11 protein-coding genes are annotated in these 13,534 nt (G+C 67.6%); 5 read left to right on the forward strand and 6 right to left on the reverse strand.

Features of this window, described 5'->3' with window-relative positions:
- Window positions 1-10 precede the first annotated feature (10 nt).
- Together rplI and dnaB are read left to right on the forward strand one after the other, a co-directional pair.
- Window positions 11-466: a 50S ribosomal protein L9 gene (gene rplI / locus ACPCUW_RS07965; RefSeq protein ID WP_030514150.1), complete on the forward strand. Its 456-nt coding sequence runs from the start codon at window positions 11-13 to the stop codon at window positions 464-466.
- A gap of 767 nt (window positions 467-1,233) precedes the next feature.
- Window positions 1,234-3,882 (forward strand): replicative DNA helicase, encoded by a 2,649-nt coding sequence (gene dnaB, locus ACPCUW_RS07970; protein WP_423424146.1) that lies wholly within the window; start codon window positions 1,234-1,236, stop codon window positions 3,880-3,882.
- Here dnaB and ACPCUW_RS07975 read toward each other — a convergent pair.
- Window positions 3,851-4,702: a helix-turn-helix domain-containing protein gene (locus ACPCUW_RS07975; RefSeq protein WP_423424147.1), complete on the reverse strand. Its 852-nt coding sequence runs from the start codon at window positions 4,700-4,702 to the stop codon at window positions 3,851-3,853. The genes dnaB and ACPCUW_RS07975 overlap by 32 nt on opposite strands.
- A 46-nt stretch (window positions 4,703-4,748) precedes the next feature.
- Entirely contained in the window at window positions 4,749-5,375 is a 627-nt protein-coding gene (locus tag ACPCUW_RS07980; protein WP_305781007.1) for a helix-turn-helix domain-containing protein, read from the reverse strand.
- 209 nt (window positions 5,376-5,584) lie between these two features.
- Between ACPCUW_RS07980 and ACPCUW_RS07985 the strand changes: the two genes are divergently transcribed.
- Complete coding sequence (locus tag ACPCUW_RS07985; protein ID WP_218399546.1) at window positions 5,585-7,270, forward strand: cutinase family protein; 1,686 nt, start codon at window positions 5,585-5,587, stop codon at window positions 7,268-7,270.
- 54 nt (window positions 7,271-7,324) lie between these two features.
- Here the strand turns inward: ACPCUW_RS07985 and ACPCUW_RS07990 are convergent, their stop codons facing one another.
- The 3 genes from ACPCUW_RS07990 to ACPCUW_RS08000 form a co-directional block, all read right to left on the reverse strand.
- Entirely contained in the window at window positions 7,325-8,344 is a 1,020-nt protein-coding gene (locus ACPCUW_RS07990) for an LLM class flavin-dependent oxidoreductase (protein ID WP_423424148.1), read from the reverse strand.
- 32 nt (window positions 8,345-8,376) lie between these two features.
- Window positions 8,377-8,733: an ArsR/SmtB family transcription factor gene (locus ACPCUW_RS07995; protein WP_305781006.1), complete on the reverse strand. Its 357-nt coding sequence runs from the start codon at window positions 8,731-8,733 to the stop codon at window positions 8,377-8,379.
- Window positions 8,734-8,838: 105 nt separating this feature from the next.
- Window positions 8,839-10,098 carry an MFS transporter gene (locus ACPCUW_RS08000; protein ID WP_423424149.1) on the reverse strand — a complete coding sequence of 420 codons (1,260 nt, stop codon included), beginning with the start codon at window positions 10,096-10,098 and terminating at the stop codon, window positions 8,839-8,841.
- A 189-nt stretch (window positions 10,099-10,287) separates the two neighbouring features.
- Here ACPCUW_RS08000 and ACPCUW_RS08005 point away from each other — a divergent pair, with 189 nt between their 5' ends.
- Complete coding sequence (locus tag ACPCUW_RS08005; RefSeq protein ID WP_423424150.1) at window positions 10,288-11,823, forward strand: FAD-binding protein; 1,536 nt, start codon at window positions 10,288-10,290, stop codon at window positions 11,821-11,823.
- On the opposite strand, the gene ACPCUW_RS08010 is transcribed toward ACPCUW_RS08005, so the two are convergent.
- The gene (locus tag ACPCUW_RS08010; RefSeq protein WP_063014320.1) at window positions 11,820-12,410 is read right to left on the reverse strand and encodes a helix-turn-helix domain-containing protein; all 591 of its coding nucleotides are present in this window, start codon (window positions 12,408-12,410) and stop codon (window positions 11,820-11,822) included. The genes ACPCUW_RS08005 and ACPCUW_RS08010 overlap by 4 nt on opposite strands.
- 78 nt (window positions 12,411-12,488) lie before the next feature.
- Between ACPCUW_RS08010 and ACPCUW_RS08015 the strand changes: the two genes are divergently transcribed.
- The gene (locus tag ACPCUW_RS08015; RefSeq protein WP_305781003.1) at window positions 12,489-13,511 is read left to right on the forward strand and encodes an NAD(P)/FAD-dependent oxidoreductase; all 1,023 of its coding nucleotides are present in this window, start codon (window positions 12,489-12,491) and stop codon (window positions 13,509-13,511) included.
- Window positions 13,512-13,534 lie beyond the last annotated feature (23 nt).

Here is a 13,534-nt window from a genome sequence, read left to right on the forward strand (position 1 = left end):
GAGGCAGACGATGAAGCTGATTCTGACTGCTGATGTGGACAACCTCGGTGCGCCCGGCGACACCGTGGAGGTCAAGGACGGCTACGGCCGCAACTACCTGCTGCCGCGCGGCCTGGCGATCGTCGCCACCCGCGGTGCCGAGAAGCAGGTCGAGGGCATCCGCCGGGCGCAGGACGCTCGCCGCGTGCGCGACCTGGACCACGCCAAGGAGCTCAAGGCCGCGATCGAGGGCCTGGAGGGCGTGTCCCTGTCGGTGAAGACCGCCGGCACCGGCAAGCTGTTCGGTTCGGTCACCACCGCCGACGTCGCCGGTGCGGTCAAGGCCGCCGGCGGCCCGGTGCTCGACAAGCGCAGCATCGAGCTGCCGAAGTCGCACATCAAGAGCACCGGCAAGCACAACGTCACCGTGCACCTGCACCCCGACGTGATTGCCAAGTTCGATCTGCAGGTTGCTGCCGCGGAGTGATATCCGCTCCGCCGTCCGGCGGGGTCCCGCATCGGTTCGCCGATGTGCTCGCTCCGGACGGTGGATCACAGTTCTTCGAAGACCATCCCCGTAGTCACTGCGGGGATGGTCTTCGCCTGCGCGCGTTCGCCGGGCCGGACAGGCCCGTCAACGGCTCTTGTCGCATTTCGGGGCGGGATCGGATCCGACACGATAGAGTTGCGAAAGATTTGCTAGATGGTGACGGTAGGCACCGGATCTCGTCGCCGACGCATCGTGCGCACTTTTTACCCAGCTCCTGGGGATTTGTGGACAAGTAGCCGAACCGACCTTCTGGAATGTGATCTGCGCCATAGCGCGAGAGAGCGGTGTTTACCCAACACGCCCGGCTGTTCATCTTGAATGACACGCCGACGGGATTTCGATCCACATGTGGGAAATCGAAAAAACGTGGTTCCACCTGGTCATAGCCACTGCGCATACCGGGTTATCCCCAGTTGATGCACAAGACCTACACAACAGCGGGTGAACTGTGCCCAGTTTATCCACAGTTGTTTCCACAGGACGGTTTGGCGATCCCCAACTCGGTCCCTTAGGTTCTTCCAGGCGCCGTCATCACGCGCCGGGAACGCCGCGGTTCTCGCTGCGAGACATCGTTAGCTACAGCGGATTTCCGATCATGTGGTGGCCGCGCCGACGTCCGGTGTGCCATGTTCCGACGTGTCGGTACCCGGGCGTACAACAAGTCATCAATAGGGTCGAAGCCGGGTGGGATCAGGCCGGGTGCGATGAGAGAGGACGGTCGAGTGGCAGTCGTCGACGATCGCGGGCACTCGGACTACAACGATCAGCCCGGCGAGGATTTCGGTCGGCAGCCGCCGCACGATATGGCCGCGGAGCAGTCGGTTCTGGGCGGCATGTTGCTCAGCAAGGACGCCATCGCCGACGTCGTCGAGGTCATCCGTCCCGGCGACTTCTACCGCCCGGCGCACCAGGCCGTCTACGACGCGATTCTCGACCTCTACGGCCGTGGCGAACCCGCGGACCCGGTCACCGTCGCCGCCACCCTGGATCGCCGCGGCGAACTCAAACGCATCGGCGGCGCGCCGTATCTGGTCACCCTGACCCAAACCGTGCCGACGGCGGCCAACGCCTCCTACTACGCCGAAATCGTTGCGGAGAAGGCGATTCTGCGGCGCCTGGTCGAAGCCGGCACGCGCATCGTCCAATTCGGCTACGCCGGCTCCGAGGGCCAGGACGTCGCCGAGGTCGTCGACCGCGCCCAGGCCGAGATCTACGAGGTCACCGAACGCCGGTCCACCGAGGACTTCCTGCCCCTGGAGGAACTGCTCCAGCCCACGATGGACGAAATCGACTCCATCGCCAGCCGCGGCGGCATCTCCCTCGGCGTACCGACCGGCTTCACCGAACTAGACGAGGTCACCAACGGCCTGCACCCCGGCCAGATGATCATCGTCGCGGCTCGACCCGGAGTTGGTAAGGCGCTCGCACTCGATACCCCGCTACCCACCCCGGATGGCTGGACGACCATGGGCGAGGTGGCGGTCGGAGACGAACTGCTCGACGCTCACGGACGACCGACCCGCGTCGTAGCAGCGACCGAGACGATGCACGAACGCCCTTGCTACGAGGTGGAATTCTCCGACGGCACGGTGATCGTCGCAGACGCCGAACATCGATGGCTGACCGAGACACGCGCCTCACGGCGCTCGGCGCAGCAAGCCGCGACGGGCTACAACCGGTACCGGAACCAGCGGACATTCGCCGAGGTTCGGACGACCGCCGATATCGCCGGAACACTTCGCTGTACGACCGCGGACGCGCGCCTCAACCACTCGGTCACCAATGCGGCGCCCCTTCAGCTGCCGGAGCGTGACCTGCTCGTTCCGCCATATACCTTGGGCGCCTGGCTGGGCGACGGCACCTCTGCCTCAGCCCAGCTGACCACCGCAGACCCAGAAATCGTGCTGCGCATCGAGAACGAGGGGCTGGTTGCGGTGCCGTCGGCAAGTGCCGAGTTGCGCTACAGCCTGCAATTGCCCGATCCCGCTCCCATTTCTCCTCGCAACTGCGTCGTGTGCGGAGCCGAGTTCGTGCCCTTCACCTCCGAGGTGAAGACCTGCGGCCGATCCTGCGGTGGCAAGTCGCGATTCGTGTCCGCCCGCTCGCCGCGGCCGACCTGCCCGCAATGCGGCCGGCCTTCCACGGGTCTGCGGACGTGCCAGGGCTGCCGCAATGCCACAGGCACGGTGCAGGCACGGTTGCGCACCATCGGTGTTCTGGGGAACAAGCACATCCCGACCGCCTATCTGCGAGCCTCCGAAGCGCAGCGGCGAGCGCTGCTGGCCGGACTGCTCGATACCGACGGCACGGTGACCCACGGCGGTTCCGTGCAATTTGCGGTGACGAACGAACGATTGGTCTCCGATGTCGAAGAACTGATCGTCAGCCTCGGATATCGATGCCACCGATCGAGCAAGAGCGTTCGCGGACGCACCGCGGACAGTTCGGTGGCGTACACCCTCACGTTCGCGACCGACGACGAGGTATTCGGCCTGAGCCGAAAGAATCTGCTGCACAAGCGGCGTCGGGGTGCGACCGGGACCGCGCGGTCGAACTCACGGTTCATCGTCGACATCCGGCCTATCCCCAGCGTCCCGGTCCGCTGCGTCGAGGTCGACAATCCCGACCACCTCTACCTGGCCGGGCGCTCGATGGTCCCCACGCACAATTCCACCCTCGGAATGGATTTCATGCGGAGTTGCTCGATCAAGCACGGCTTGGCGAGCGTTATCTTCTCGCTGGAAATGAGTAAGACCGAGATCGTGATGCGTCTGCTGTCGGCGGAGGCGAAGATCAAGCTCGGGGATATGCGTGCCGGGCGGATGAGCGACGACGACTGGACCAAGCTCGCGCGGCGGATGAGTGAGATCAGTGAGGCGCCGCTGTTCGTCGACGATTCGCCGAACCTGACCATGATGGAGATCCGAGCGAAGGCGCGCCGCCTCAAGCAGCGCCACGATCTGCGGCTCGTCGTGGTGGACTACCTGCAGCTGATGACCTCCGGTAAGAAGGTCGAATCCCGCCAGCAGGAAGTCTCGGAATTCTCCCGAAGCCTGAAGCTCCTGGCCAAGGAACTGGAAGTTCCGGTGGTCGCGATCAGTCAGCTGAACCGTGGTCCGGAACAGCGAACGGACAAGCGCCCCATGGTGTCGGATTTGCGTGAATCGGGAAGTTTGGAGCAGGACGCCGACATGGTGATCCTGCTGCACCGCCCCGACGCGTTCGAACGCGACGACCCGCGCGGCGGCGAGGCCGACCTGATCCTCGGCAAACACCGAAACGGGCCCACCGCGACGATCACCGTCGCCCATCAGCTCCACCTCAGCCGCTTCGTGGACATGGCTCGCGGGTAGCGGTCAGTCGCCGCGGCCAGGCGATGTGGTCGACCGAGAGCCATGGTGCGGCCGCGACGGCAGCGGAGGTCATTCCCGCGAAGTCGACGATGTCGCGATGGAGATGGGACTGATCGACGAAACCGGCGTCGGCGGCGACCCGAGCGGGGCGGTGGCCGGCGGCGAGGCGATGGGCCACGTGGTCGAACCGGACCAGGCGGGCGCACTGTTTGGGCGTGATCCCGATCTGGGCGCGAAAGCGCGACCACAGCCGCTGACGGCTCCAGCCGACCTCGGCCGCCAGCGGTTCGATCCGGGCCCGGCCGTGGCTGTATGCCATTCGCCGCCAAACGAATTCGACCTCCGGATCCAGCTCCGGACCGGTGGCGAGTCGCCGGGCCAATGCGGCGTGCGCGAGCGCGAAGCGCGTATCCCACGACCGCGTGGCCCGCAGTTGCTCCTGGATTCGCACGGCTTCACCACCCCACAGTTCGCCGAGCCCGACCACCATGCCGTTCAGTTCCGCACCCGCACCGAGCACCGCGTGGGCGATCACGGGTGAGAGCCGGATCTGCAGCAGGTCGACCCCGCGGCCCGATCCCCGCAGCGCGCCGCGAGGCAGGCCGACCACCAGAGCTCCGCCCGTGCGTTCACCGTCCACGACCAGCGCGTCACCGACATCGATGAAAACCGTCAGCGCCGGATACGGAATCATCTGCAACGCGACCGATTCCCCGGCTCTGCCGCGGAACCCGGCCATACTCACTCCCGGCATACCCCGCCCCGCCGGCACCGCGACATCCATCGCGGCACCGGCCAGCGACACCGGCTGGACAGGCATGACGCCATGGTACGAGCGATTCACCGATCCGCCGCGCCTGGCGAATTCAGTTCGGGCGGTAGCGCGCTCGCAGGTGGAAACGTTCGCCCTGGGGACCGAGGATGCTCAGGAATTCCACCGGGCGGGCGTCGGCGTTGCCGAACCAGTGCGGAAGGTGGGTGTCGAATTCGGCGACCTCGCCGGTGCCGAGTATCAGGTCGTGGTCGCCGAGCACCACGCGCAACCGGCCGTCGAGCACATACAGCCAGTGGTAACCCTCGTGCGAGCGCGGCGCCGGCTCGCGGTGACCGCCTCCGGCGGGCAGGATCTGGCGGAATACCTGCAGGCCACCCGGATTGCGAGTCAGCGGGATGACGGTCATGCCGTCGCGTGTGAACGGTTGTGGATAGACGCGGGGGTCACCGCTCGCCGGGGCGCCGATCAGTTCGTCCAGCGGAATCCGGTAGGCCCGGGCGAGTGCCAGCAACTGTTCGAGTCCGGGTTTGCGCTGCCCGGACTCGAGCCGCGACAGGGTGCTGACCGGAATCGCTGTTCCGGCCGAAAGCTCGGCCAGCGTCCTGCCACTACGTCGGCGCAACTCACGCAGCCGTGGTCCCAGCGCTGCCACTACCGGTTCGAAGCCGTCGTCCACGCCCTCACCGTGACCGGTGGCGCGCCCCGAACGCAAAGACATTTGCCGGATCGTCAAAGTGGTCGTCGTCGCGGCGGAGAAAAGGGCCTTATCGCTGCGAGAAGGCTTCGTGTTTACACGTCGCGGTTCAGATCACAGAACTGTTCCGGCTGGTAACACCGGGCCTGTGGTTCCCGACACCTCTCGTGACACACACGGCCCGTCGGGGGGCCTGTCCCGCTTTCTTGTCGGACCGAATTGGGGATCAGGACATGGCTCTTCGCGAGTTCATCAAACGGCACCGCATTGCCTCCGCGGCCGCCGGACCAGCAGTTTTGGGGGTGGCGGCCATTGTCGCGGCCTCGTGGGGCCTGATGGCGACGCCCGAGACCCGCGATACGCGGCTCACCTCGTCGGTCACCGAATGTCATGACATGGTGACCATCTCGGTGGCCGGTCGCAACGACAGCCCGGACCCGAACAAGACGGCCATGCTGGTCGACGCGAACGGCAATGCGCTGCCGGCGGCGCTGTCGAGTGATTACAGCAGTCACTGGGTCGATCCGGTGGTCAACGCACCCGCCGACAAGGTCGATCCGGGTTCCTATGCCGCGGTGTACGTCGCGTATCCGGCGAATATGAGCACCTACGAGCAAGCGGTCGACACCGGTGTGGCCAATGCCGAGAAGGTCATGCACGACATCGCGCAGGCCTGCCCGGACACCAAGTTCTCCATCGTCGGCTACAGCGAGGGCGCCGACGTCGCGCGCCGCGTGGCCATGGGCATCGGCCACGATCAGCCGGGCGCCGACGGCAAATACGATGTCGTCGACCCGAAAAATGTTCTGGGCGTGGTGATTCTGGCGGATGCCGGTCGTACCGCGGGCGATGGCCCGTTCCCCGGCGCCCAGGATCCCAACCATCCCGACGGTTTCGATCAGAACTACCAGAACGGCAACAAGCCGATCTCCGGACAGGGCGCGCTGCCCGACCAGGCCGGCGACTTCGGTGCGCTGAACGGCAAGGTCGCCTCCTTCTGCTCCGAAGGCGATCTCACGTGCGCTGCGCCGCAGAACATTTCGCTGCTGCAGCTGGCCGCGAACGTGGGCCGGCAGTTGAACGTCGACGCCTTGCAGAACGAGGGGCTGACGCCCGCGACGGGTCAGGACGTGGCGGTCACGCTGGGCCGGATCGCGATGAACGCCTTCTCCTACATCGCATCGCAGCCGAATTGGATGGCCAGTAACGAGACCTTCCTGCAGGTGCTGCTGAAGGTGTCCGAGCCGGGCTACAAGCCGGGCGACAATCCGCCCGCACCCGCTCCGGCACAGTCGATTTCGACCGATCAGATGGCGCCGCTGGCCTATCTGCCGCAGAAGGTGCTCAACGAGATCATCGGCCTGATCGTCACCAACCAGAACACGATCCCGGTGATCATGAGTGATCCGTACCAGCTGACCCTGGGCCCCAACGGCACCGGTCACCACTTCGACTACTGGCGCGATTCGGATGCCGCGAACGGCAAGCCGATGACCTCGGCCGAGTATGCGGCGGCGTGGCTCACCCATCTGGCGCAGCAGGCGCAGGCGGGTCAGCAGATCGACCCGAAGTCGCAGCCGACCCAGGCCGACGTCCAGGCGGCATACAAGACCGTCCAGGACACCAAGGCGGCGGACGCCAAGGCGGCGACGACCACGAGCCCGGCACCGACCACCACTGCGCCCGCGCCGACGACCGCGACGCCGACGACCACCAGCAGCAGCACGGCGCCGACCACCACGCAGGCCCCGGCCACCACGACTACCACCGTCGCGCCGGCCGAACCGCCGGCTCGGACGCAGGTCGCGGCCCCGGTCGAGACCACGGCACCGCCCACTACCCAGTCGACCACCACCGAGCCGACGACGACGCAGCCGACCACCACATCGGCGGCGCCGACCACGACGGCCACGAAGTAGCCGACCCCAGGTGAGCCGACAACGGCCGGGCCCGTAGCAACGGGCCCGGCCGTTTCAGTTGGCCGCTCGCTCGGCGAGCATCGCGGACGCGGTCAGTTCGACCGATAGGACGCGGTCGGCGATATCGGTGGCGTGGTGGACGAGAATCAGCTCGTCGGCGCCGATCGAGGCGGCGAATTCGTCGAGGTAGTCGCGCACTTCGTCGGCGGTGCCGGCGGCGGTGTAGCGCGTCATCGAGGACAGCTGGGCGCCGTTCGGGGAAGCGAGGAAGGCGTCGATCTCCGCGTCGGTAAAGGTCGCCGTGCCGGCGCCGCGGGAGATCATCATGCGGGCGCGGGCCCGGTAGGAGACGGTCTTCTGCGCGATCGCCGCGTCGTGGGTCTCGGCGGCGAACACGTTGGCGCCGGCCATCACATACGGTTCGGAAAGCTGTTCGGAGGCTTGGAACTTCTCGCGGTAGACCTGGACCGCCTGGTGGAGTGCGTCGGGTGCGAAGTGCGATGCGAACGCGTACGGGAGGCCGAGATGCGCCGCGAGCTGGGCGCCGAACAGCGAGGAACCCAGAATGTAGAGCGGCACGATGCCTTGCGCACGCGGCACGGCCTCCACCCCGGGGATCCGCGACCGGCCGCTCAGGTATCCCTGCAGCTCCAGAACGTCTTGCGGGAACGAGTCGGCCGAATGCGGATCGCGGCGCAGGGCGAGCATCGTCTTCTGATCGCTGCCGGGCGCGCGGCCGAGGCCGAGATCGATGCGGCCGGGGAAGAGCGTTTCGAGAGTGCCGAACTGTTCGGCGATGACCAGCGGGGAATGGTTGGGCAGCATAATGCCGCCCGCACCGAGCCGGATGGTCTCGGTGTGTTCGGCCACATGGCCGATGAGCACGCTGGTGGCGCTGGATGCGATCGAGCGCATGTTGTGGTGTTCGGCGTACCAGACGCGCCGATATCCGCTGCGCTCGGCGGCCTGGGCGAGGGCGACGCTGTTGGCGAAACTCTCGCGCGCGGTCGCGCCGGGTGCCACCGACGCCAGGTCGAGGATGGACAGGGCGGAGGGCCCAGTGGCGGTAGGCATGGTCGCTGCCTTTCGTACTCGGGGTGCGTGGATCAGAGCACGCGGTGTAGTCGGTCGGTGAAGTGCCGGATGCGGGCCTCGTCGCGGCGGTAGTACGTCCACTGCCCGCGCCGGGTGGCGACGAGGAAGCCCGCGCGCTGCAGTACCGCCAGGTGGGCGGAGATGGTCGAGGCCGACGTTCCGGCCCGCCGTTGGATCAGTCCGACGCACACGCCGAGTTCAGCCGAATCCTGGTCCAGCTCAGCGAAATTCGCGTGCGGATCTTTGAGCCAGTGCAGGATCTGCAGCCTGGTCCGGTTGGCCAGGGCCTTGCATTCCTCGAGCATCTCGCATTCGGCCTCGCTCACCTCCGCGAGGTCTCCCGCGCGGACCGATCCGCTGTCGCGCACATCCACCATCCTTCGGCATTTCGCTAATTAACGAATTTAGGCGCCGGACAGCGGCACGGCACTGTGTCACTCATCACCCGGGTCGCTCATCACCCGGGTCGCCGGTCACCCCTGCCGCATCGGCTCCGGCGCCGGCTGCGGTTCCACCGCGGCGTCCGCGTCGACGTATCCGCCTCGGAACAGCAGCAACGGCGTGGCCAGCAACAGCACACCGGCGACGGCGAGTGCGGTGCGCGGGCCGGTGAGTTGCGCCAGCACGCCCCAGAGTGCGGTCAGTATCGCGGTCGTGGCCTTTCCGGTGATCGACCACGCCGTCAGCATGCGTGCCACCACTCCCGGATCCGTGCGCTGCAGGCGGTAGGTCGCCATCACAGGATTGAAGATCCCGATGCTCGCGATGAGACCGGCCTCGACGAGAATCACCAGCACCAGACCATCGAGCCCCGCGGTGATCCCTGCCAATCCGATCGGCCAGCAGGCCCTCAGGCTGCCGGCGACCAGGACGATCCGGCGTTCCCCGTACCGCCGGACCAGCCGGGGCGACAGCCGGGAGCCGAGCAGGCCCGCCAGGCAGGGGATTCCGAATGCCAGCCCGTACTGCCAGGTCGGAAAGCCGAGGCGACCGAGCATCAGCACGGCCAGCACCGGCGCGGTCGCCATGATCAGCCCGTTCACGGCGACGGAGTTGAGAAACAGCGGCCGCAGTCCAGGATGGGCCAGCAGATAGCGCCAGCCCGCGAACAGATCGGCGGCGCGGGTGCGCGCGGCCTTCCCGCGATCCGGACGCGGTTCGCCGGCGCGGATCGAGCCGAGCGCCGCGGCGGACAGCAGATAGCTGCACGCGTCCGCGAGGACGGTCGTGACCGGACCGAACAATCCGATCGCGGTACCGCCCAGCGGCGGCCCCAGCGCGGTCGCGGTCCAGGTGGTGGATTCGAATCTGCCGTTGGCGGCGAGCAGATCCTCCCGCGAGACAACGCTTTTCAGGTAGGCGCCACTCGCCGCGCGGAAGGCGATATCGGCCGCGGCCACCACGACGGAGACGACGAGCAGTTGCGCGTAACCGAGTACGCCGAAGGCGAAGGCGACCGGAATACTGAGCATGGCGGCGAAGCGCAGCAGATCGGTCGCGACCATCACCGGACGTTTCGGCCGGTACTCGACCCAGGGACCGAGCGGCAGGGCGAGCAACACGCCGACCGCGAGACCGGCGGCGGCCAGTGCCGAGACCGCGCTTGGTCCGGTGTGCAGCACGCGGATCGCGATCAGGGGTAGCGCATCCAGAGCCAGGTAGGTGCCGAAGGTGCTCACCGCGTAGGCGGACCAGAGCCGGGTGAACGAGGTGCCCAGCGAACGATTCATCATCGAGGGGATCGAAGCAATCGGCCCGGGCGGCGCGCAAACAACCGACACGCGCGCGGCCACAACCGCCGGTTGTATCGCGGTGACACGGATCGGCCGCGGCGACCACCCCGTTCCTGCCCATCGGGATGATCGGTGACGCGTGCGCGCCGAGCGCTTACCGTGAGCACAGACGAGTGCTGGGAGTGTGCGGTGACGGACTGGAACGAAGAAGTCGATGTACTGGTCGCGGGTTCGGGCGGCGGTTTGGCCGGCGCCTATACCGCTGCGCGGGAGGGACTTTCGGTGGCCGTGGTGGAGGCGACCGAGAAATTCGGCGGCACCACCTCGTATTCGGGCGGCGGCGGAGTGTGGTTTCCGTGCAACCCGGTGCTGCGGCGGGCCGGTGTGGACGACACCTTCGAGGACGCGCTCACCTATTTCCGCGCGGTCGTCGGTGATCGCACACCCGCCGACCTGCAGGAGACCTATATCCGCAACGGCGCCCGGGTGATCGAGTACCTGGAGAGCGACGACAGTTTCGAATTCCAGATGTTCCCGTGGCCGGACTATTTCGGGGCGGCGCCGAAGGCTCGTACCGACGGTAAGCGTCATATCGTTCCGGCGCCGCTGCCCGCCGCGACGCTGGGGGAACTCGCCGCAGCCGTGCGCGGCCCGCTGGGGACCGATCGGCTGGGCGAGCCGCAGCCGAAATATCTGATCGGCGGCCGCGCCCTGGTCGGGCGGTTCCTGCTGGCGCTGTCGAAGTACCCCCACGTCTCGCTGCAGCTGAACACCCCGCTCGTCGAGCTGGTCACCGAGAACGGCGCGGTGGTCGGCGCGATCGTGCAACGCGAGGGCACGCGAGTCGCCATCCGGGCCCGCAAGGGAGTCCTGCTGGCGGCGGGCGGTTTCGAAGGCAACGACGACCTGCGCCGGCGCTTCGGCGTCCCCGGACGAGCGCGGGACACCATGGGGCCCTGGGGAAATCAGGGCAGGGCGCACGAGGCCGGAATGGCGGTCGGCGCCGATACCGATCTGATGGATCAAGCGTGGTGGTCGCCGGGAATGATTCATCCCGACGGCCGTGCGGCGTTCGCACTGTGGTTCACCGGGGGCATATTCGTCGACGGGGCGGGACAGCGTTTCGTCAACGAATCCGCACCCTACGACCGGCTGGGCCGCGACATCATCGCCCGCCTGGACGGGGGTTCCATGACACTGCCGTTCTGGATGATCTACGACGACAGCGCCGGCCCGGTACCACCGGTGCAGGCCAGCAACGTGCCGATGGTCGATCACGAGGAGTATGTGCGGGCGGGGCTGCGGCACAGTGCGGCGACCCTGGACGAACTCGCCGAGAAGATCGGCGTTGCGGCGCAGGCGCTGGCCGACACCGTGAACCGATTCAACGACTTCGCCGACCGCGGCGTCGACGAGGATTTCGGGCGCGGTGACGAGGCCTACGATCGCGCCTTCTCGGAAGGAAAGTCGCCGCTGGTGCCGATTCGGAAGGGACCTTTCCACGCCGCCGCCTTCGGCATCTCCGACCTGGGCACCAAGGGCGGGTTGCGCACCGATACGACCGCTCGGGTGCTGAACGAATCCGGCACCCCGATTCCCGGGCTGTACGCCGCGGGTAACACCATGGCCGCGGTGAGCGGAACCGTCTATCCCGGCGGCGGTAATCCGATCGGGGCATCGGTGCTGTTCAGCCATCTGGCCGCGCTGGATATGGCCGGACGCTAGTCCCCGCCGGCTCTGGGGCGGGCGCGCACGTGGGCGCGCTCGCCCTGTTTGCCGAACAGGCTCAGGAATTCGACGGACTGTTCGTCGGCCGGGCCGAACCAGTGCGGGACGCGAGTATCGAATTCGGCGGCCTCGCCCGGGGCCAGCACGAGGTCGTGTTCGCCGAGGATCAGGCGGAGACGTCCGTTGAGGACGTAGAGCCACTCGTACCCCTCGTGGGTCTGCGGATCCGGTTCGCCGCGGCGGTTCTCGGGGTGGATCACCATCTTGTAGGCCTGAATGCCGCCCGCGCGCCGGGTCAGCGGCAGCATGGTCATCCCGTGCCGGGTGATCGGTCGCAGATGGATGCGCGGGTCGCCGGTGGGCGGGGCGTCGACGAGTTCGTCGAGCGTGACGCCGTGGGCCCGGGCCAGCGGCAGCAGCAGTTCGAGGGTCGGCTTGCGGTCGCCCGATTCCAGGCGGGACAGGGTGCTCACCGAGATGCCGGTCGTCGTGGACAGATCGGCGAGCGTGGTCTGGCGTTGTTGCCGCAGTGCGCGCAGCCGCGGGCCCACGGCGTCGAGCGCTCGGTCCAGGTTCTCGTCCATGCCCCTAGTTTGCCATTTCAGCAAAGATATTTGCCATGTTCTCCACGTATCCGGCACGGTGGACGCCAGGAGGTGGTCATGGTGACCGATGAGCTGAACAGCAACTACGACGTGGTGATCGTCGGCGGTGGGGCAGCGGGGTTGAACGGCGCGTTGATGCTGGCGCGGGCCCGCCGATCGGTGGCGGTGGTCGACGCCGGCGCACCCCGCAACGCCCCGGCCGACGGGGTGCACGGATTGCTCGGCCGGGAAGGGATGCCGCCGGCGGAACTGCTCGCCCGTGGCCGCACCGAGGTGCGCGGCTACGGCGGGCACATCGTGTCCGGTGAGATCACCGGCGCTGTCCGCGAGGACGGCGAATTTCTCCTCGAACTCGCGGACGGGCGGACCGTGCGAGCGCGCCGCCTGCTGGTGACCACCGGCTTGGTCGACGAGATTCCGGAGATCGCGGGCCTGCGGGAACGCTGGGGCCGCGATGTCGTGCACTGCCCGTACTGCCACGGATGGGAGGTCCGGGACCGCGGGATCGGGGTGATCGCCAACGGCCCGATGTCCGTCCACGGCGCGCTGCTGTTCCGGCAGTGGACCGACGATGTCGTCCTGTTCACCCACACCATGGACGCACCCGGCGGCGCGGAGGCGGAAAAGCTTGCCGCGCGGGGCATTCCGGTGATCACGGGGGAAGTGGCGGCGCTGGAGGTCGCCGGAGACCACATCACCGGTGTGCGGCTCGCCGACGGAACGGTGGTGGCACGCGAGGTGATCACCGTCGGCCCACGCATGGTCGCGCGATCCGAGATCCTTCGCAAACTCGGTCTCGAGCCTGTCGACCATCCCTCGGGCGCAGGCGAATACATTGCCACCGATGCGATGGGCCGCACCGACGTTCCGGGCGTGTGGGCGGCGGGCAATGTCACCGACCTGAGCGCACAGGTGGGTGCGGCGGCCGCCGCGGGCGCGTTCGCGGCCGCGCAGATCAATGCCGATCTGGTGGAGGAGGAGACGCGCCGGGCGGTGGAACGGCATCGACGCGGATTCTCCGCCGACGATGAGAGGGAGCTCGCCGACCGCGTGCTCGGCGATCGGCGCCACGGCCTGTGAACTCGCACCCCACCGAAGGAGCC

This window comes from Nocardia sp. AB354 (assembly GCF_049538315.1).
Taxonomy (GTDB): Bacteria; Actinomycetota; Actinomycetes; order Mycobacteriales; family Mycobacteriaceae; genus Nocardia; species Nocardia nova.